Source organism: Mycobacterium shunyiense, assembly GCF_058270075.1.
The window spans coordinates 128224-146951 of sequence record NZ_JBZDPU010000015.1; the positions used below are offsets into that span (position 1 = coordinate 128224).

Annotated in this window: 21 protein-coding genes; 10 read left to right on the forward strand and 11 right to left on the reverse strand. The window is 66.3% G+C overall.

The annotated features are described in order from the left end of the window. Window positions 1-2: 2 nt before the first annotated feature. Genes AC4ELH_RS14860 through AC4ELH_RS14880 form a run of 5 tightly spaced genes read right to left on the reverse strand, consistent with a single transcriptional unit; the run spans window position 3 to window position 5589 of the window. Window positions 3-1166 carry a glycosyltransferase gene (locus tag AC4ELH_RS14860; RefSeq protein ID WP_498885163.1) on the reverse strand — a complete coding sequence of 388 codons (1164 nt, stop codon included), beginning with the start codon at window positions 1164-1166 and terminating at the stop codon, window positions 3-5. Next, window positions 1163-2473, reverse strand: a complete 1311-nt coding sequence (locus AC4ELH_RS14865) for an MATE family efflux transporter (protein WP_498885165.1) — start codon at window positions 2471-2473, stop codon at window positions 1163-1165. Before AC4ELH_RS14865 ends, AC4ELH_RS14860 begins: the two co-directional genes overlap by 4 nt. Before the next feature lie 58 nt (window positions 2474-2531). Further along, the gene (locus AC4ELH_RS14870; RefSeq protein WP_498885166.1) at window positions 2532-3779 is read right to left on the reverse strand and encodes a hypothetical protein; all 1248 of its coding nucleotides are present in this window, start codon (window positions 3777-3779) and stop codon (window positions 2532-2534) included. Then, a complete protein-coding gene (locus AC4ELH_RS14875) occupies window positions 3776-5020 on the reverse strand; it encodes a WcaI family glycosyltransferase (protein WP_448442515.1) in 1245 nt (414 codons plus the stop codon). Before AC4ELH_RS14875 ends, AC4ELH_RS14870 begins: the two co-directional genes overlap by 4 nt. Beyond that, window positions 5011-5589, reverse strand: a complete 579-nt coding sequence (locus AC4ELH_RS14880; RefSeq protein WP_448442971.1) for a DapH/DapD/GlmU-related protein — start codon at window positions 5587-5589, stop codon at window positions 5011-5013. The genes AC4ELH_RS14875 and AC4ELH_RS14880 overlap by 10 nt, the downstream gene beginning before the upstream one ends. 413 nt (window positions 5590-6002) lie before the next feature. On the opposite strand from AC4ELH_RS14880, the gene AC4ELH_RS14885 reads away from it, so the two are divergent. The 4 genes from AC4ELH_RS14885 (at window position 6003) to AC4ELH_RS14900 (ending at window position 9516) form a co-directional block, all read left to right on the forward strand. Further along, a complete protein-coding gene (locus AC4ELH_RS14885) occupies window positions 6003-6761 on the forward strand; it encodes an acyltransferase (protein WP_498885168.1) in 759 nt (252 codons plus the stop codon). Window positions 6762-6888: 127 nt separating this feature from the next. Beyond that, window positions 6889-8517 (forward strand): acyl-CoA carboxylase subunit beta, encoded by a 1629-nt coding sequence (locus tag AC4ELH_RS14890; RefSeq protein ID WP_064886477.1) that lies wholly within the window; start codon window positions 6889-6891, stop codon window positions 8515-8517. Window positions 8518-8540: 23 nt separating this feature from the next. Further along, entirely contained in the window at window positions 8541-8834 is a 294-nt protein-coding gene (locus AC4ELH_RS14895) for an acyl-CoA carboxylase subunit epsilon (RefSeq protein ID WP_448442511.1), read from the forward strand. 43 nt (window positions 8835-8877) lie between these two features. Continuing rightward, a complete protein-coding gene (locus tag AC4ELH_RS14900) occupies window positions 8878-9516 on the forward strand; it encodes a Maf family protein (RefSeq protein ID WP_064959568.1) in 639 nt (212 codons plus the stop codon). Window positions 9517-9554: 38 nt separating this feature from the next. Here the strand turns inward: AC4ELH_RS14900 and AC4ELH_RS14905 are convergent, their stop codons facing one another. Together AC4ELH_RS14905 and AC4ELH_RS14910 are read right to left on the reverse strand one after the other, a co-directional pair. Continuing rightward, window positions 9555-10664, reverse strand: coding sequence for an alpha/beta fold hydrolase (locus AC4ELH_RS14905; protein ID WP_448442509.1), 1110 nt, complete (start codon window positions 10662-10664; stop codon window positions 9555-9557). A 184-nt stretch (window positions 10665-10848) separates the two neighbouring features. Beyond that, window positions 10849-11148, reverse strand: coding sequence for a hypothetical protein (locus AC4ELH_RS14910; RefSeq protein WP_448442507.1), 300 nt, complete (start codon window positions 11146-11148; stop codon window positions 10849-10851). Between the two features lie 324 nt (window positions 11149-11472). Between AC4ELH_RS14910 and AC4ELH_RS14915 the strand changes: the two genes are divergently transcribed. Further along, window positions 11473-11700 carry a hypothetical protein gene (locus AC4ELH_RS14915; protein WP_234927067.1) on the forward strand — a complete coding sequence of 76 codons (228 nt, stop codon included), beginning with the start codon at window positions 11473-11475 and terminating at the stop codon, window positions 11698-11700. A gap of 1 nt (window position 11701) precedes the next feature. Here the strand turns inward: AC4ELH_RS14915 and AC4ELH_RS14920 are convergent, their stop codons facing one another. Continuing rightward, a complete protein-coding gene (locus tag AC4ELH_RS14920) occupies window positions 11702-12436 on the reverse strand; it encodes a DUF6199 family natural product biosynthesis protein (RefSeq protein ID WP_064886483.1) in 735 nt (244 codons plus the stop codon). Between the two features lie 103 nt (window positions 12437-12539). Between AC4ELH_RS14920 and AC4ELH_RS14925 the strand changes: the two genes are divergently transcribed. Both AC4ELH_RS14925 and AC4ELH_RS14930 read left to right on the forward strand, forming a co-directional pair. Further along, window positions 12540-13439: a sulfurtransferase gene (locus AC4ELH_RS14925; protein WP_064886484.1), complete on the forward strand. Its 900-nt coding sequence runs from the start codon at window positions 12540-12542 to the stop codon at window positions 13437-13439. Window positions 13440-13441: 2 nt separating this feature from the next. After that, window positions 13442-13852, forward strand: coding sequence for a SufE family protein (locus AC4ELH_RS14930; protein ID WP_064886485.1), 411 nt, complete (start codon window positions 13442-13444; stop codon window positions 13850-13852). Between the two features lie 6 nt (window positions 13853-13858). On the opposite strand, the gene AC4ELH_RS14935 is transcribed toward AC4ELH_RS14930, so the two are convergent. After that, window positions 13859-14122: a hypothetical protein gene (locus tag AC4ELH_RS14935; RefSeq protein ID WP_498885172.1), complete on the reverse strand. Its 264-nt coding sequence runs from the start codon at window positions 14120-14122 to the stop codon at window positions 13859-13861. Between the two features lie 30 nt (window positions 14123-14152). Beyond that, window positions 14153-14587 carry a DUF6199 family natural product biosynthesis protein gene (locus AC4ELH_RS14940; RefSeq protein ID WP_498885174.1) on the reverse strand — a complete coding sequence of 145 codons (435 nt, stop codon included), beginning with the start codon at window positions 14585-14587 and terminating at the stop codon, window positions 14153-14155. Window positions 14588-14790: 203 nt separating this feature from the next. Between AC4ELH_RS14940 and AC4ELH_RS14945 the strand changes: the two genes are divergently transcribed. The 3 genes from AC4ELH_RS14945 (at window position 14791) to AC4ELH_RS14955 (ending at window position 18019) form a co-directional block, all read left to right on the forward strand. Next, window positions 14791-16584 (forward strand): acetyl/propionyl/methylcrotonyl-CoA carboxylase subunit alpha, encoded by a 1794-nt coding sequence (locus AC4ELH_RS14945; RefSeq protein ID WP_448442502.1) that lies wholly within the window; start codon window positions 14791-14793, stop codon window positions 16582-16584. A gap of 119 nt (window positions 16585-16703) precedes the next feature. Beyond that, the gene (locus AC4ELH_RS14950; RefSeq protein ID WP_055111886.1) at window positions 16704-17036 is read left to right on the forward strand and encodes a hypothetical protein; all 333 of its coding nucleotides are present in this window, start codon (window positions 16704-16706) and stop codon (window positions 17034-17036) included. Beyond that, a complete protein-coding gene (locus AC4ELH_RS14955; protein WP_498885177.1) occupies window positions 17033-18019 on the forward strand; it encodes a malate dehydrogenase in 987 nt (328 codons plus the stop codon). Before AC4ELH_RS14950 ends, AC4ELH_RS14955 begins: the two co-directional genes overlap by 4 nt. Window positions 18020-18022: 3 nt before the next feature. Here the strand turns inward: AC4ELH_RS14955 and AC4ELH_RS14960 are convergent, their stop codons facing one another. Beyond that, a complete protein-coding gene (locus tag AC4ELH_RS14960; protein WP_448442498.1) occupies window positions 18023-18571 on the reverse strand; it encodes a nucleotidyltransferase family protein in 549 nt (182 codons plus the stop codon). Window positions 18572-18728: the final 157 nt, after the last annotated feature.

The window sequence follows — 18728 nt, forward strand, 5'->3', positions numbered from 1 at the left end:
AGTCAATCGTCCTCCCCCACATAGACGGCGGCCAGGTCGCGAGCGATGGCTTCCATGCTGAAGACCGCGGCAGCAGTCTGGCGCGCAGCAGCGCTCATCTTCTCCCGCAGCTGCTGGTCGATGATCAATGTGCGCATCGCCTCGATCAGAGCATCCTCCGATTCATCCACCACGATTCCGCTACCAGAAGCACGCACCGTTTCCGCCAGCCCACAGCTCTCGGTGATCACCACAGGCAATCCGACCGACATCGCCTCCAGCACCGACATCGGAAAGGGTTCATCGACCGAGGGCAATACGTAGATGGACGCGGCAGCCATCCGCGCCACCGTACGGTCCGGTGGCAACGCTCCCTCCCAACGGATCTCGTCGGACCGGCTATCAGATCGCGCGATGGTATCGAGAACCTCGGTCCCCTCGCCTTCGTCGGGACCGACCAGGGTGAACCGCGCATCGCACCCCGCCGCGAGCAGGCGGGCGGCGGCTTTCGCAAAGAGCACGGGACGTTTCCGTGCCTGTAACCGCGCCAGGTACAGCACCTCGACGCACCCGGCCGTCCGGTCGGCACGGGCAGCCGCGTGCGCCCCTTCGTACCCGGGAACGCCGTTGCGAAGGTGCCGCACCGCAGCCTCGGGTTGCACGCGTAGCAGTGCGGCCCGCTCGTCTTCGGTCAGATACAGAACGGCGGCTGCTCGGCGCAGAATCGGCCGGGTCAGAATGCGGTCCAGGATCGGTGCAATCGGATGACTGCTGTCGGTGACCATTCCGTGGGTCTGCACGACCAGGCGCTTCCGCAGCATCAGCGCGATCGCGGCCGCCGGCAACGTGATCAGATCGCGTGCCAGGTGCACATGGATCACGTCGAAAGACTTGCGGTTGCGCATCATCCAGCCGAGCAGCGCCGGAGCGAGCAATCCGGAGAATCCCAACATGGGAATGATGCTGCGGGCCTTCGCGAGTCGGACCGGAACCCCGTCGAGCACGGTGGGGATCTTCGGGTAGCCCCGTACCGCACCCGCAACCAGAGTTCGATGGCCGGTCGCGCACAGTTGTCGGGATTGGTTGAACGCCACCCTGACCGGTCCGCCGTAGGCACCGTCCGGCGTGATCAGCGTGACGACGTGAAGCACGGCCGGCCGAACCGCGCCGGTGAAATCCTCACTCATCGTGACCTGCAGCCTCTCATCTCCGCTTCGAGGACATCGACCGTCGGCCAGGCAATCCCGGTCTTTTCCAACGGCTTTTGCAGCTCGACCGCAGCGTCCTGTTCGACAGAGGGCGCCTCAGTCGCGCGGTGCCACGCAACGCGCCGGGCGAGCCCAACACCGACCAGAGCGGCGAGAACGCCCGCCACAGCCAGCGAGATGGCGATGGCGACCGCTGTGCCCACTGCCAGTCCGGCGGACAGGCACAGACCGAGTTGCAGACCGATCTGGAATAGCTTGACCCGCAAGACCGTCCTGCTCATGCCCCGCGCCTGGAAGAAGCTGTACACGCTGACCATCCAGCACATTGCCGCGCATTCGATCCCGAGATAGACGACGAGTGCCGAGGCATACGTCCACGTGTCGCCCAGGATGGCGGAGCCCAGTCGGCTCGGGATGAGGGCCAGGCACAGGCCTGCCACCACGGTCAAACCCGACGTCGCGATGGATGTCTTGACGAGTACCCGCCACTGCTCGCCGATCGATGCCGCTGCACGGCGGACATGCGGAACGAACACCAGAGGCAATGCCGACACCAGCATTGCAATCGGCCCGAACAGTGTCGCCGCGCCGCGCAGCCCGGCCGCCGCGGTGCCGCTCACCACTACCGTCACGGTCAGTGTCACGAGGGTGGCACCAACCTGGTTGAGCGCATAGACAATTCCGAATCTCAGCCGGGCACGGTCATACGTGCGCCACCACCCGACGAGGCGATGACCCCGTGGTCTGGTCTGCAGGACCCGCATCAGCACCACCGCCGAAACGAGTCCGCCCACACCCCACAGGTACACCGTGACCACTGCCGACATCCCGGAGGTGATCAGGTTGACCAGGTAGACGGCCAGGATCCACACCACCCAGAACCCATCACAGACGGCCGCGGCGAGTGGTCTGCCTTGTGCGATCGCGACGAATCGCAGCACATCCTGGGCCAGGACGGCAACCAGGCTCACGGCGAACGCCACACCGATCCAGATCTGGCCGAAAACTCCTGACAGGACCAGCAATACCGCGCCCGCGACGACCGATGTCAGCAGCGACCAACTAATCGCGTACCCGCCTTCGGCCGATATCTCGCGCCGGTACATGTTGCTGGTCAGCAGCAGCGCGGTACCCAGCGCCCCCCGGTTGAAGCCGATCCAGGTGGTGGCCACCGTGACGAGCAGGGCGACGATCCCGAACTGCTCGGCCGGTGAAACCTGGGCCACCGCAAAGACCATCAGCGCATTGCTGGCGCTCGACAACACCTGGTCGGCGGTGGTGATCACCCCTGTCGAGCGTGTTCGCGGCCCACTCTCAGTCGACGGCATCGGTGTCCGAACCATCTCACCGCCCCGCCCGACTGTTCGGTGTTGCAATCTGGCCCATGCGCACCAGCGGCGAATCTGTCGCCACGATCCGGTCGAGGACCGCGGAAATCTTCTCGGGGTCGAAGGTGCTTGCGTAGTACGACGCGGTGAGATGCAGTTCGGAGTCGACGCGGTTGACGGCCAACGAGATCTGGTTCGAGTAGCGCACCGGCGCCTTGCGGACGAAGTGGTGTCCGTTCGGCGTGGTCGCCCAGGAAATCTTGCTGCCCGCAGCCGAGTTGGCGTGGTCGGTCACGACGATCCGGGCCCGTCGGCTGTTGGTCTGCCAACGGGGAAGGTCGGCTGGACGGGTACGGAGCCGCGCGGCATAGGCCATGCCGTACCGGACCAGGGCTCGGCACCCGTGCGTGTACTCGCTTATCGCACCGGCCACCAGGGCCGGGTCGTAAGGTGGCGCAACCTGTATGGGCGCGATGCCGACGAAATTCGCCAAGGTGCCCGCCCCGGGCGGAAGGTACCGCCCCAGGTCGACCAGGAGGCCGACCTCGTCTTCCGGCGTTATTCCCTGGTTGCACAGTCCGTGCAGAAAGGCCGAGAGGACGATGGCCGCCAGCGGTGCGCGTGGCAGGCAGATGTCACGGTTCGCCCGCACCTCTTCCAGGAAGCCGGGTCGGCTTCGGGCGTATGCCAACGATTCCGGTTCATCGAATTGCCCGGTGGGAACCACGGCGGCACTGCGGCGCAGCGGTTCGTCCAGTGCCCGCAGCAGGCGCATGGGTTCTTTGCGCGCGGTGTAGGCAAAGGCACGCAGGCCGGGGTTACTGGTGGTCGCCACGGGTGCGGGCTCACTGAACCCGTGACCGTCTGAGCCGGCCGCTGCGATCACCTCGCTGAACAGCCGTCCGCCGCCGAGACCGTGGTCGAAATTCAGAAACAGCCATCGGTCCGCGATGTGGACGTGCACGGTAGCAGGCGGAACCGCCGGACCACCGGCCAGCAGGTCGAGCATCGCCCGGGCCGGGTCAGAAGTATCCGGGGCCGGGCCGCTGGTCAACACCACCCCGTCGCACTCCGGATCGAAATCCCAGTGCCGCGACCCGCGGCTCGGACGCATGCCGAGGCGGTTCTGCGGTCCTGCCGCCGCGATGGTCTGCAGCCGCGCTTTGAGGCGGTCCGCCGGAAGGACCTGCTCCAACGGGCCCACCAGATAGGTGGCGGGCTGCCCAGCGTAAAAGCAGTCGTTGCGACTTACCTGAATATTCATGCCGGCAGTCCTCGGGCAGCGGAAGCCAGATCGCTCACCCACTTCTCATACTGCGCAACCGCGTTGGCGGCGCCGAGGCGATCTCGGGCATATCGCGCGCCGCAGGAACCGAATCGCTGCCGGGTCGGCTCATCGCCGGCGAGCTGTCGCACCGACTCGACGAGGGCTTCTGGATCACCCGGCGCGATGACAAGCCCGGCTCCGGATGCACGAAGCTCTTCGGCGCTTCCGCTGGTCGGTTCGGTGGCGGCGATAATCGGCTTGGCCGCAGCGAAGTACGACGTCAGCTTGCTCGGAACGGCCATCTCGCCCACTCCGGGACGCTCGTTGACGAGCAGGATGTCCGCGGCAGCCAGCGCCGCGCGAAACTCGCCGTCAGGCAACGGGTCGATCAGTTGCACGGCTTCGGCGTCCCGGGCGATAGCGTCGAGCAGGCGACGCTGGTTACCGTCGCCGACCAGGACGAAGCGGATGTCGCGGTCGTCGGCCTCCACGTCACCGGCGAGTTTCCCTGCGGCAACCACGTTTTCAAGGCCCTGCTTCACGCCCATATTGCCGGTGTGCATCACGATGGTCTCGTTGGGCTGCCAACCGTACTTCTCTCGCACCGCCGACGGTGCGCTCGCAGGGTCAGCGTCGTCGATATGGGTCCAATTCCGGATGACAGCCAGATCGTTACTGCGCACGCCGATCTCGGCCAGTGAATCGGCAAACCGTGGGTGAATGACCGCGACGCCGGTTGCGGACCTCAGGACCGTCGATTCCAGCCGGGCGGCCACCGCGGCGGACCGCCCTCCGACCGCCCCGGTTTCCACCACGCCCTTGCTGTACACGTCCTGCACGATGACCCCGACCGGGGTCTTCGACAACCGGGCCCGCGCGACCACGGGAGCGGCGGACAGCAGCGCGGGACTCACGGTGATCACCACGTCGGGGTCATCCCACTTGTGGCTGGCCACAGCAGATCCGAAGCTGGCCTCCATCCGGATTCGGCCCAGTGCGCTCTGCTCGTCTGGCACGTAATGGCCGACGCGGTGCACAGTCACACCTCGCATCGCCTCGGTACAGCGGCGCACGCCTTGGTACTCCTGGGCGACACGCCACTGGGGGTAATGCGGCAACCCGGTGATCACCGTGACGTCATGTCCACGCTCGGCGAGTCCTTCGGCAATCCCGGTGGTATACGGGGCTATTCCGGTCACTTCCGGCGCGTAGTTGATACCGATGATGGTCACCCGCATGCGGCCCCCTTAGTCGGCCGCGGCGGGAACAGCGTGTGACCGGCCGGAACGTCCTGGGAGACAAGAGTGGTCGCGGCGATGGTCGCGCCGTCGCCGATTCGCACCCCCCGCAACACGGTTGCGCGGGCAGCCAGCCAGACCTGGTCACCTATCACGATGGGCCCATTATCGAACTCGAACGTCGGACTGGCCCGATCATGGCTACCGGTGCACAGCAGAACATCTTGGGAGACACACGAATTCGATCCGATTTTCACATTTTCGAGGTTGAGAATCCACGCACCCTCACCGATCCACGAATACGCGCCCACGTCGAGCTTCCACGGCCAGTGGATTTTGACGCCGTGGCGGATCAGCGCGCCGATCCCGATCCTGGCGCCGAATGCCCGCAGTACGGCAACCCGCACCCGGTTCGGCATCCACCACCGGAACAGAACGGATCGCGAAACGACCAGCCACATGATCTGCACCGGCAGACTCCGGCCGCGGTCATAGCCCGTCCCGGCGAAGCCGGAGAGCGCAAATCGATTGCCGGTGGAGGGCAGTTCGCTCGATGACGTTGATGACATTGGCGCGATCAGGTGAAAGCTCCCGTCCCCTTGGCGGCGCACGGAGGTCCACAAAAACAACGATTGCGCAATCACGCGACATCACAATGTTCGCTTGTCGGACGTCCCCCGGCGCCGTACCGGCATTTTCATCACGACCCCGGTCACTGATCCAGGTCGTGGGCACCCAGTGTCTGCGACACTGACGTGACGTCCCGACCATACGCAACGACAAGCGATCTCGCACCCGTCACCTGTCAGAGCGTGGATCAGCACTTTCGGGTCGTCGTCCTGATCTACCCCGAATCAGCTGTGCCCACACGGATATCGGTGTGTACCTCATCTCGTGGCCTCCGTGATCCGCCCCACAAACTGTCGTAGCGGTAAACGCGTGAGTGGTCCGGCGTCAGTAGATTCGGCAGTACCGACCGACGATGTCCGCCATGGGACCACTGGCGGAGAAAGGCGTATCGATGCTGGAAATGCTTTGCTGGCTTCTACTTCCGCCGTCGTCGTTCAAGAACCGGGTACTGCGGTTGTTCGGTCATCGAATCGCCGGCACCGCCAGAGTCGGTCCGACCGTTGTCCGCAACGTCGGGCGCTTTGAGCTGGGCGAAGGCACTCGGATCGGAGCATTCAATGTGGTCCGCGGGCTGGGGTTGGTGCGTTTCGACGACTACGCGGCGATGGAATCGTGGAATTGGATATCGGCACACCCCGCCTTCCAGCAACTCGACGCTCGGGCCGGGACGCTGTTCCTCGGCTACGGCGCGAAGCTGGGCAGCAGGCACTACGCGGACTGCTCCGGCACGATCGTCGTCCGCGAGTACGCCGCGGTCGGCGGCAACCGGTGCCTCCTGCAGACCCACGAGCCCGATTTCGCCCACAAGCGCCAAACGGTCGGCCGGATAACCGTCGGACACCACTCACTGGTCGGCAGCCGAGCCGTGATGCTGAAGGACAGCCACCTTCCCGATCAGTCGCTGCTGGCCGCCAATTCGACCCTGACCCGCGGATCGACACCTGAGTCGAAGCGCGGGCTGTACGCCGGGTCGCCGGCCACCTGGAAGCGGGAGACCCATGGTGAGTACTTCGACCGCGACACGCTCAGCATGACCGAACATGTGATCGACAGCCCCATGGGTGTGCTGCCCGAGGACCGTGCGCTCGACACCGGACCGTTCGGTCCCTGACCGGCCTGCACGCCCCGCGAACCCATTTGCCCCATGCGTGGACACGTCTCAGTCCGGACGGAACGTGACGCGCGCCACGCCCACCTCTCTTAGACCAGTCTTAGGGTTACCGATAGCATCGTGACCCATGACGAGCGTTACCGAGCCGTCCGCCGAGCACCAGGTGGACATCCACACCACTGCAGGCAAGCTGGCTGATCTCAAGAGGCGGGCCGAGGAGACGCTGCATCCTGTCGGCGAAGAAGCCGTGGAGAAGGTGCACGCCAAGGGCAAGCTGACGGCCCGAGAGCGCATCCTCGCGCTGCTCGACGAAGGTTCGTTCGTCGAGCTCGACGCGCTCGCCAAGCACCGCAGCACCAACTTCGGCCTGGAGAACAACCGGCCGCTGGGCGACGGTGTGATCACCGGCTACGGCACCATCGACGGCCGCGACGTCTGCATCTTCAGCCAGGACGCCACCGTCTTCGGCGGCAGCCTCGGCGAGGTCTACGGCGAGAAGATCGTCAAGGTCCAGGAGCTGGCCATCAAGACCGGCCGCCCGCTGATCGGCATCAACGACGGCGCCGGCGCCCGCATCCAGGAGGGTGTGGTCTCCCTCGGCCTGTACAGCCGGATCTTCCACAACAACATCAAGGCCTCGGGTGTCATCCCGCAGATCTCGCTGATCATGGGCGCGGCGGCCGGTGGCCACGTGTACTCCCCCGCCTTGACCGACTTCATCGTCATGGTCGACCAGACCAGCCAGATGTTCATCACCGGCCCCGACGTCATCAAGACCGTCACCGGCGAGGACGTCACCATGGAGGAGCTGGGCGGCGCCCACACCCACATGGCCAAGTCCGGTACCGCGCACTACGTCGCCTCGGGTGAGCAGGACGCCTTCGAGTACGTCCGCGATCTGCTGAGCTACCTGCCCCCGAACAACTACGCCGAGCCGCCGCACTACCCGGTCGCACCGGCGCAGGGCTCGATCGAAGAGACCCTGACCGACGAGGACATCGAGCTCGACACGCTGATCCCGGACTCCCCGAATCAGCCGTACGACATGCACGAGGTCATCACCCGCATCCTCGACGACGACGAGTTCCTCGAGGTGCAGGCCGGCTACGCGGGCAACATCGTGGTCGGCTTCGGCCGGGTCGACGGTCGCCCGGTGGGCATCGTGGCCAACCAGCCCACCCAGTTCGCGGGCTGCCTCGACATCAACGCCTCGGAGAAGGCCGCCCGGTTCATCCGGACGTGCGACTGCTTCAACATCCCGATCGTCCTGCTGGTCGACGTCCCAGGCTTCCTGCCCGGCACCGACCAGGAGTACAACGGCATCATCCGCCGCGGCGCCAAGCTGCTCTACGCCTACGGTGAGGCCACGGTCGCCAAGGTCACCGTCATCACCCGCAAGTCCTACGGTGGCGCGTACTGCGTGATGGGGTCCAAGGACATGGGCGCCGACGTGGTCGTCGCCTGGCCGACGGCTCAGATCGCCGTGATGGGCGCCTCGGGCGCGGTGGGCTTCGTCTACCGTTCCCAGCTCAAGGACGCGGCCAAGAACGGCGAAGACGTCGATGCGCTGCGCCTGGAACTGCAGCAGACCTACGAGGACACTCTGGTCAACCCGTACATCGCGGCGGAGCGCGGTTATGTCGACGCGGTCATCCCGCCGTCGCACACCCGCGGCTACGTGGCCAATGCGCTGCGACTGCTGGAGCGCAAGATCATCCAGATGCCGCCGAAGAAGCACGGGAACATTCCGCTGTGAGCGGGGCGAACGATTCAACCGCTGTGAGCGGGGCGAACGATTCAACCGCTGTGAGCGAGGCGACTGTGGCCGACGAAACCGCCGCCGAAGAGGTCAAGGCCGACCACGAGGCACACATCAAGGTGCTGCGTGGTGAGCCCACCGACGAGGACATGGCGGCGCTGATGGCCGTCCTCAGTGCCGCCGGTGGCGGCGGCGACGCCGGCCCCGTGGTGCGGGAGCGCAACCTGTGGGGCCACCCGGTGGACAAGCTGCGCTACTCGATCTACAGCTGGCAGCGGGTGACGCTGCTGGAGCGCACCCACATGCGGCGCTAGTGGGCCGTTGATGAGCGCTTGCGCGAAGAAGAGACAGCACTGAATGACCCGGGTCGTCCTGGGTTCGGCATCGACGGGCCGGCTTGGCGTTCTGCGCCAGGCCGGCCTCGATCCGTTGGTGGTGGTGTCGGGTGTCGACGAGGACGCCGTCATCGCGTCATTGGCCGATGCGCCGCCCGAGCGCGTCGTGAGTGCCCTGGCCGCAGCCAAGGCAGACGAGGTGCTCACCCATGTACCGGCCGCCGTCTCCGCGGACTGCGTCGTCATCGGTTGTGACTCGATGCTGTTTCTCGACGGACGCTTGTGCGGCAAGCCCGGGGATGTCGATACCGCGCGGCAGCAATGGCAGGCCATGGCGGGCCGGACGGCCCAGCTGTACTCCGGTCATGCCGTACTCGTGGTCCGCGACGGCGCCGTCGCCCACCGGCTGGCCGATACCGGTGTCACCGCAGTGCATTTCGGCTCGCCGACGGAATCAGATTTGGAAGCCTATCTACGCAGCGGTGAACCACTGGGCGTGGCAGGCGGTTTCACGCTCGACGGGCTGGGTGGCTGGTTTGTCGAAGGCATCGAAGGCGATCCGTCCAACGTGATCGGGCTGAGCCTCCCGCTGCTGCGCCGGATGCTCGCCGAGTGCGGTCTGTCCGTCGCACGACTCTGGGAGGCTTCGGCGCAGCTCTGAAGGCCGAGGGGCGCCCTCACACCCCGGGTGTGAAACCCTCATGCCGGGCGTGCGACCCGCCTTCTTCTGGCCGTGCGAGCTGCGGCGATCCGCACGACCTCCTTCGACGCCCGACGGATCAGCTCCATCTCGACGCGCTCGACACGCTGACGCCGACAGGCCCCGATCGTCTTGGCTCCGGCGGAGAGCCGATGCACCCACGCGTCCGGTTCGATCAACGCCGTCTCCCACGCCTGCGCGTCGCGCCAGTCGTCCAGGCCGACCGCGGTGGCCTCGCAGCGCAGGGCTGCACCGAGTTCGCGATCGAGAAGTTGGCGCACCGCATCGGCGCCCCGCCACGGATCGTTGATCAGCCAGGAATGGTAGGCGCCAGGTATCCGGTACAGCGTCGCGTCGGCCTCGTCCGCCAGTTCCACGGCGCACTCGAACGGCACTATGCCGTCGCTTTCCCCGTGCAGCACCATCGTCGGGACCTCCCGATCTCGCAACTTTCGCAGGAGGTAGCCGCATTTGTCGGATCGCATCAAGGCGCGCGCGGCGCCGACGAAACCGGTGTGCGGCAGCATTTTGCCCATCGACACCGCGGTCAGCATTCGCAGGTACCGGTTGACGGCGGCCACTTTCATCCAGATCGGGTCGCGATACATGTCGGAGACGGCTCCGGCCACGGCGCGCATCATCAGCCGCGGTGACCGCATGGTGGTCTCAAGGGCGGCGTCGAACGACGCCCCTGCCGCAGCGTCGATGAGTAGCGCCGCAAGTACCCGGTCGGGTGCGATCGCCGCGAGTTGTATGACTATCCGGCCGCCCATCGAATGACCGGCGAGAACGGCACGCCGAATACCGAGCACATCGAGCGTGCGCAACACCAAATCAGTGCGGTCGTTCAATTCATCTGCCTCACAAGGTAAATCGACAGTGTCTCCGTGCCCGGCAACGTCGATCGCCACGACGAGAAATCCGAGTGCGACGATACGGTTGAGCAATCGCAGGTAATGCCGCCGGTTGAGGCCGAGGCCGTGCAGGAAGACCATGGGCACGCCGTGGCCCCCGATCGAGACCCCGACCTGGAGGCCATCGTCGAGTTCGAGCACGTGATGCTCGAAGCGCACCCTTCGTCCCGCGAGATCGGTTGCCACCGCGTCCATCCCGGCTCCTTCGTTTTGGAGCGGGTGTACCCCGACAGGGCATTTGCAAACCTGATGGACGAGAACCGCCGCCACAGCACCTGCCCGAGTAGCCTCATGCGTTGGGGCCCAATGCAGTTCGGTTCTACGCCACCGCCCCCTGGCAATCAGCCCACCGGGACGCGAGCTCGGTAGTCGACCTTGCTCATCCGCCCGCTGCCGGCCGCGGCGGGTTCATGACGTTGGGCGATTCGGTGTGCAGGCGCTCGACTGTCGGCTTCAGCTTCATCCCGGCCGGAAGGCCTGAGCTCGCTGGGTAGATCGTGACTCGCCAGATGCTGTTGAGATCGTTCGCGGTGAAACAGGTCTTGTCCAGACACGGCACGCATTGCCGGTTCGGGCCGCACCCGTCGGCGACGGGAATTCCCAGTTTGTTGATGATGCGATAGATGTTCTCCGTATTGCCACCCACCAATGCGGTGCTACCCGCCGGAAGGTCTGTCACGGCTTGAGCTATCGGCGCCCACACACGAGCGCGATGGCCGTTGCGATTCTGCGGGCGGTCGCGGTTGCTCGGTTCGATCTTCCAGTCATCGATGGACCTTCCAGTTCGCAATCTCACGGAACTCGGTTGCCGCCTTGCCATTTGGCTGACGCTGGCGAGCAAGCTTGCCGATGGCTCGCCGTCCGTCGCATGCAAAATCCCACTGACCGGAACCGCCTACCCTTGTTACCGGTGATGCAACAGTGACCAAACTGCAACCTTTCGAATGGCGGCACGCCGTGCCGATGTCCCGAATAGTCTCAACCTCGGGTTGACACTGGGCCGATGCCAGTCGAAGAAACAATGTGGGATGTTCGCGTAGCACGCGACTTCGAGACCTGCGATCTGGAGCGGCTGCGCGCCGCATTCGCCGACATCATCTCCAAGCGCCTGTCTCCCGGCAAGCGTCTGCTGCGCGTGGTGACCTGGTCTCAGAACGGCGGCTCACTGTTCCGCGCCAACAACGGCGCCCGCCGATTCGCCGTGGCCTACGAGGTGGCGTTCACCGCGTGACTCACCGCCTGGGCGGCGCGTCGAGTTTCGGCACCGCGTTGCCGGGCTTGGCAGGCACGAGAACCGTCCCGTGCGGGTCGACGATGGGCGAGTCGGTGACCAACTGCACCCCCGGATCCACATAAATGGGCTGCGTCTCGATCTCGGTCGACTCCGCGATATCGCGGGTGCTACACGCGTCGGACGCGGCGCTGTCGACCTGCGGCACATCAGGCTCCCAGCTCAGGTAGGCCGTGATCGGCGCCGGATTGACGCCTCCGGGCGCAAACCGGCTGACGTGGGTCACGCACTGGTAGCGGCCCTTCGGGTTGTGCATGAACTCTTTGAAGCCACTTTGAAACACGTTCGGCGGTTGCAGGTAATACACCTCAAGGACCCGTGACGCCCCTTGCGGCTTCTCCACATAGCCGATGATCGGAAGCGCCCCACGATTCTCCGGCGGCGGTGGCTTGTACGCCGCCACCGCCGCGTCCCAGTCGTCTTTCTTCTTCTGCTCGGCCTCGGCCTCGGTCTTGTCGCGGTCCGTCGACCACGCCAGCCAGGCCAAGATGAGCGCTGCGACGATGACGAACAAGCCGCCGAGGGCCTGCATGCCGTAGCCGGCTTCACTGGGTTCGTTGGCATCGGGATTCTTGTATTTCCACGATTCGGTGGCCCACCAGATCTTCCTCGGCCGTAGCAGCATGAACAGGCCCAGCGGGATACCGATGACAAGGCAGAGGATCGCAAGCGCCACGACAAGCAGCCTAAGGCCGCACAACGGGCCCCGATGCGGCAATCCGCGCCGGTCACCGACACTGCCACACCGCGAATATCCGGACCGACGGTACGCTCATGGTGTGCCGCTGCCTGCTGATCCCAGCCCCACTCTTGCCGAGTACGCCCATCCGGAGCGCCTGGTCACCGCCGACTGGCTGGCCAGCAACCTGGGTCGGCCCGGCTTGGCCATCGTCGAATCCGACGAGGATGTCCTCCTCTACGACACCGGCCACATCCCCGGTGCGGTCAAGATCGACTGGCATCTCGACCTCAATGACCCCAATGTGCGCGATTACATCAACGGTGAGCAGTTCGCCGAGCTGATGGATCGCAAGGGCATCGGCCGCGACGACACCGTCGTCATCTACGGCGACAAGAGCAACTGGTGGGCGGCCTACGCCCTATGGGTGTTCACCCTGTTCGGCCACCCCGACGTGCGCCTGCTCGACGGCGGCCGCGACCTGTGGGTTTCCCACGGCCGCGACACCACGCTCGAGGTGCCCACCCGCCAGTCCAGCGGCTATCCGGTCGTGGAGCGCAACGACGCCCCGATCCGGGCCTACCGCAACGACGTGCTGGACATCCTCGGCAAGCAGCCGCTGATCGACGTCCGCTCGCCTCAGGAGTACACCGGCGAACGCACCCACATGCCCGACTACCCGGAAGAGGGCGCGCTTCGCGGCGGGCACATTCCGACCGCGAAGTCGATCCCATGGGCCAAGGCTGCCCGGGACAGCGGCCAGTTCCGCAGTCGCGCCGAGCTTGAGGAGCTCTACGGCTTCCTCAAGCCGTCCGACGGCGTGACCCCGGAGACAGTCGTCTACTGCCGCATCGGTGAGCGCTCCAGCCACACCTGGTTCGTGCTGACGCACCTGCTCGGGCTTCCCGGGGTGCGCAACTACGACGGATCGTGGACCGAGTGGGGTAATGCCGTGCGGGTCCCGGTGGCTGTCGGACCGGATCCGGGCGAAGCTCCGTGACCATGCCGGCCGCCCTGGCCGAGGTTGTCTCCGACTTCCAGGAGGTGGCCGGCCAGGACAAGTTGCAGCTGTTGCTGGAGTTTGCCAACGAGCTGCCGCCCTTGCCGGCTCATCTTGAGGAAGCGGCGATGGAGCCGGTTCCGGAGTGCCAGTCCCCGTTGTTCCTCGATGTCGACGCGTCCGACCGGGGGAAGGTGCGGCTGTACTTCAGCGCTCCCCCGGAGGCTCCTACGACGCGCGGCTTCGCCGCGATCCTGGCCACCGGTCTGGATGGTCAGTCCGCCGATGACATCTTGGCGGTGCCCGACGACTTCTACACCGCGCTGGGCCTGGCGGCGTTGATCAGCCCGCTGCGGCTACGCGGTATGTCGGCGATGCTGACGCGGATCAAGCGGCGGCTGCGCGGCGCCTGAGCGGCGTCAGGGATTCGTTCGCAGTGCCTTGGCGAGCTTGGGGACGATGTTGCCCCGCGCCGCGGGCATCACCTCGGTTCCATCCTTGTCGGCGATCGCCGAGTCGGTGACGATCGTCGCCTCAGCCGTCACGTCGCGCAACGACACCGCGTGAACATTGAGGCCGGCCCGGGGGCGGCACCTGTCCGACTTCGACATATCGCCGAGTTCCTTTGGCGCCCAATAGAGTTCGGGATACACACTCGTCCGGTCGCCGTCGGCCTTCGTCACGCTCGCCGAGGTGTAGCACGGGTAGCTGAACTAGTCCGACATCGTGCGAACGTACTGGTGCACCGCCTCCCCGGGCGCCAGGTAATACACATAGACCCGCCGCATGCCGGTGGGCGTTGGTTCGGCGAAATAGCCGATCACCGGCAGCCGACCACGCTCTTCCGGCGGTGGCACCACGAAGGCCGCCTCAGCCGCCTTCTGCTGCGCCTCGGCCTCCTGCTGGCGTTTGCCGGCCGCCGACTTCGACATCCCGTCCCCGATGAGCAGACCACCCAGAACGAGCGCCAGGAGGATGAGCAGGACACCGCCGACCCGCGTCATCCCGTAAGCCGTGTCGCTCGGTTCGTTGGCCGCGGGATTGCGGAACCTCCAGGACTGCGTGGCCCACCAGATGCCCCGCGGTGCCGCCGCCATCACGCCGCCCACCAACACGCCCACGACAATCAGAAAAATCCCCACACCCACGGGCCAACAGTAATAGCGTCGGACCGTCGGTCGAGACAGGATTTCAGCCCGTCAGCAGGACTGATGTGTTCACAGAGAAATCCAAGGCGAAACCTACTCGCCGGTAACCGATACCGGTTTGGCGAGCGCCAAGGTGCGGCGCATAAACTGCCCGCGATAGATTCTTAAAGACGTTTCTTAGAGAACACTGCCGAGGAGGCACCGTGGCCAACCACGCCAGCTCAAAGATCTCCAAGGTGCTGGTCGCCAATCGCGGGGAGATCGCGGTCCGGGTGATCCGCGCCGCGAAAGACGCAGGACTGGCCAGTGTGGCCGTGTACGCCGAGCCTGACGCCGACGCACCACACGTACGGCTTGCCGATGAGGCTTTCGCACTGGGCGGCCAGACCTCAGCCGAGTCCTACCTGGTCTTCGAGAAGATCCTGGACGCTGCCGCGAAGTCCGGCGCCAATGCCATCCACCCGGGTTACGGCTTCCTGTCGGAGAACGCCGACTTCGCGCAGGCCGTGCTCGATGCCGGGCTGATCTGGATCGGGCCGAGCCCGCAGTCGATCCGGGATCTCGGTGACAAGGTCACCGCGCGTCACATCGCCGCCAAGGCCAAGGCACCGCTGGTGCCGGGCACCCCGGACCCGGTCAAGGACGCCGACGAGGTCGTGGCGTTCGCCAAGGAGTTCGGTGTGCCGGTCGCGATCAAGGCCGCCTTCGGCGGTGGCGGTCGTGGCATGAAGGTGGCCCGCACGCTTGAGGAGATCCCTGAGCTGTTCGAGTCGGCGACCCGTGAGGCCGTCGCCGCGTTCGGTCGTGGTGAGTGCTTCGTCGAGCGCTACCTGGACAAGCCGCGCCACGTCGAGGCCCAGGTGATCGCCGATACGCACGGCAACGTCGTCGTCGCCGGTACCCGCGACTGCTCGCTGCAGCGCCGCTTCCAGAAGCTGGTCGAGGAGGCCCCGGCCCCCTTCCTGACCGACGCGCAGCGCAAGGAGATCCACGAGTCCGCCAAGCGCATCTGTAAGGAGGCCGGTTACTACGGTGCGGGCACCGTCGAGTACCTGGTCGGCCAGGACGGCCTGATCTCCTTCCTTGAGGTCAACACCCGTCTGCAGGTCGAACACCCGGTCACCGAGGAGACCTCGGGCATCGACCTGGTCCTGCAGCAGTTCAAGATCGCCAACGGCGACGCCCTGGACATCACCGAGGACCCGACCCCGCGCGGCCACTCGTTCGAGTTCCGCATCAACGGTGAGGATGCCGGCCGTGGCTTCCTGCCCGCCCCCGGCCCGGTCACCAAGTTCGAGGCCCCGACCGGCCCGGGTGTCCGGATGGACTCCGGTGTAGAGAGCGGTTCGGTCATCGGCGGTCAGTTCGACTCGATGCTGGCCAAGCTGATCGTGTCCGGCGCCACCCGCGAGGAGGCCCTCGCCCGCTCCCGCCGCGCCCTTGCCGAGTTCAACGTCGAGGGACTGGCCACCGTCATCCCGTTCCACCGGGCCGTGGTGTCCGACCCCGCCTTCATCGGCGACGAGGACGGTTTCACCGTCCACACCCGCTGGATCGAGACCGAGTGGGACAACACTGTCGAGCCGTTCACCGGTGGCGACCCGATCGAGGAAGAGGACACGATTCCTCGCCAGACCGTGGTCGTCGAGGTCGGTGGGCGTCGCCTCGAGGTGTCGCTGCCCGGTGACCTGGCGATCGGCGGAGGCGGCGGCGCTGCCCCCGGCGCGATTCGCAAGAAGCCCAAGGCCCGCAAGCGCGGCGCCAGCGGCGGTGCGGCGGCCTCGGGTGACTCGGTGACCGCGCCGATGCAGGGCACCGTGGTCAAGGTTGCTGTCGAGGAGGGCCAGGAGGTGGCCGCAGGCGACCTCGTGGTGGTTCTGGAGGCCATGAAGATGGAGAACCCGGTGACCGCCCACAAGGACGGCGTCATCACCGGGCTGGCCGTCGAGGCCGGTGCCGCCATCACCCAGGGCACCGTGATCGCCGAGATCAAGTAATTCTTTTCCCGCCGAATGGCCACTTGTGGCACGGATTCTGTTGAATCTTGTGCCGTAAGTGGCCATTCGGCATTCGTGACAGCATTCGTGAAGGCGTTTGACGCCAGGGTGGAGGTCCCGTGGAACCTGTGGAGATCAACAACGGCCAGTGGTATCTGCGCGGGCTGCGCGCCGACGACCGTGTCGACGACCGGCCGGCGCTCACCGACCTGGGTGAGGACGACCTGGACTACGTGCACGATGCCGCCGACGGCTGGGCCGATGACACCCGGTACACGTGGGCCGTCTGTGAACCGACCAGCGGCGAACTGCTCGCGGAGGTCATCCTCGATCCCGTCACCGGATTCCTGAGCAGCCGGGGCAGGCCGGGATTCGAGGACGCCGCCGCGATCTCAGAGGACACCGTGCGGCGCTACGCGACGCAGGTGCTCGGGCTGGAGGTGCACACGTGACCGCCCCCAAGGTCGTCACGGTCACCGGCGCGGCCGGTCAGATCGGCTACGCCGCGCTGTTCCGCATCGGTGCCGGTGCCCTGCTGGGACGCGACGTGCCGGTGAAGCTACGCCTACTGGAACTGCCTGCGGCGATCCGCGCGACCGAGGGCGTGGTCATGGAGCTGGTCGACAGCGCCTTCGACGGGCTCGTCGACGTCGAGATCTACGACGACCCGGTGCAGGCGTTCGACGGCGTCGACGTGGCGCTGCTGGTCGGTGCCCGGCCCCGCAGTAAAGGCATGGAACGCGCCGACCTGTTGGCGGCCAACGCCGCGATCTTCGCCGAGTCGGGCAAGGCCCTGAACGCAGGCGCGGCCACAGATGTGCGCGTCGTCGTGGTCGGCAACCCGGCCAACACCAACGCGTTGGTTGCCGCGGCCCACGCGCCCGACATTCCGTCCGAGCGATTCACCGCGCTGACCCGGCTCGACCACAACCGCGCTGTCGCTGCTCTGGCCACGCATGCCGGTGTGCACATCACCGACGTGTCCCGGGTGACCGTATGGGGCAACCATTCCCCGAGCATGTACCCCGACATCTTCCACGCGGTGGTCGACGGGCGCCCGGGAGAAGAGTACGCCGCTGACACCGACTGGCTGACCAACGATTTCATCCCGACCGTGGCCACCCGCGGCACCGCGATCATCGAGGCGCGTGGCACCTCGTCGGCGGCGTCGGCTGCCAACGCCGCCATCGACCACGTCCGGGACTGGGTGGACGGCACCGACGCCGACGACTGGACCTCGGTGGCTCTGCCATCCCCCGGCGTCTACGGGGTGCCTGAGGGCGTGGTCGCCTCGCTTCCGGTCCGCGCGGTCGACGGCCGGTGGGAAATCGTCGAGGGCCTGGAGATCAACGAGTTCTCCCGGGCCAGGATCGACGCGTCGGTGGCCGAGCTCCTCGAAGAGCGCCACGCAGTCGAACAATTGGGCCTGCTGTAGCGGTCAGCGCATGTCGATGTCGAGGCCGGTGGCGAGGTCACCGCACTCCACCGCGACGACGTCGTCGCGGCCGCCGAGAAATGCCCGGGCGCCCTGGTCTCCGTCCAGGGTGCCCGTGAGCTCAGCGAGGTGCCTCCGGGCCACGACGACGGGGTGGCCCGGACGGCCCTCGTAGATGGCGCGGGCCAGGCCGGAGCCGGAGCCATGCGCCGCAGCCAGGACCCGGGCGACGACGTCGGCGCCGATGTCCGGCGTATCGACGGTGTGCAGGATGACCCATTGCGCATCGCCCGCGGCGGCGAGCCCTTCGCGGACCGATGCGCTCATGCCGTCGGCCCAACCTGCGGCCACTACGGCGCGGGCCGGCGCAGGCACGTCCACCACGGCAGCGCCCAGTACCACGATCACATCGTCACAGCCGCCACCGGAGAGTGCGGACACCGCACGGCGAAGCCAAACACCCTCTTCGGCAAGAACTTTCGGCATCCCGAAGCGGCTGCCCGCACCGGCGGCCAGCACCACCCCAGCGACGGCTGCGTCGGCGTTCGGCATGCGAACAGTCTGAACTGGAACTCTAAGAATCCACTCAGACAAATTGTCCGATGACCTTGATCGCGGTAGGGTCCAAGGCAGGTTGAGTTCACAGCCGCGGCGGGCGTCAACGGCATACGCGCGGGAACTCGCATTCTTGTCGATCGACGCCGCACCA

What these genes read in the sequence shown, in the direction of transcription:
- AC4ELH_RS14860 (WP_498885163.1), bottom strand. Translation starts at nt 1,166, where the DNA reads ATGAGTGAGGATTTCACCGGCGCGGTTCGGCCGGCCGTGCTTCACGTC.
- AC4ELH_RS14870 (WP_498885166.1), bottom strand. Translation starts at nt 3,779, where the DNA reads ATGAATATTCAGGTAAGTCGCAACGACTGCTTTTACGCTGGGCAGCCC.
- AC4ELH_RS14875 (WP_448442515.1), bottom strand. Translation starts at nt 5,020, where the DNA reads ATGCGGGTGACCATCATCGGTATCAACTACGCGCCGGAAGTGACCGGA.
- AC4ELH_RS14880 (WP_448442971.1), bottom strand. Translation starts at nt 5,589, where the DNA reads ATGTCATCAACGTCATCGAGCGAACTGCCCTCCACCGGCAATCGATTT.
- AC4ELH_RS14885 (WP_498885168.1), top strand. Translation starts at nt 6,003, where the DNA reads ATGTCCGCCATGGGACCACTGGCGGAGAAAGGCGTATCGATGCTGGAA.
- AC4ELH_RS14890 (WP_064886477.1), top strand. Translation starts at nt 6,889, where the DNA reads ATGACGAGCGTTACCGAGCCGTCCGCCGAGCACCAGGTGGACATCCAC.
- AC4ELH_RS14900 (WP_064959568.1), top strand. Translation starts at nt 8,878, where the DNA reads ATGACCCGGGTCGTCCTGGGTTCGGCATCGACGGGCCGGCTTGGCGTT.
- AC4ELH_RS14905 (WP_448442509.1), bottom strand. Translation starts at nt 10,664, where the DNA reads ATGGACGCGGTGGCAACCGATCTCGCGGGACGAAGGGTGCGCTTCGAG.
- AC4ELH_RS14915 (WP_234927067.1), top strand. Translation starts at nt 11,473, where the DNA reads ATGCCAGTCGAAGAAACAATGTGGGATGTTCGCGTAGCACGCGACTTC.
- AC4ELH_RS14930 (WP_064886485.1), top strand. Translation starts at nt 13,442, where the DNA reads ATGCCGGCCGCCCTGGCCGAGGTTGTCTCCGACTTCCAGGAGGTGGCC.
- AC4ELH_RS14960 (WP_448442498.1), bottom strand. Translation starts at nt 18,571, where the DNA reads ATGCCGAACGCCGACGCAGCCGTCGCTGGGGTGGTGCTGGCCGCCGGT.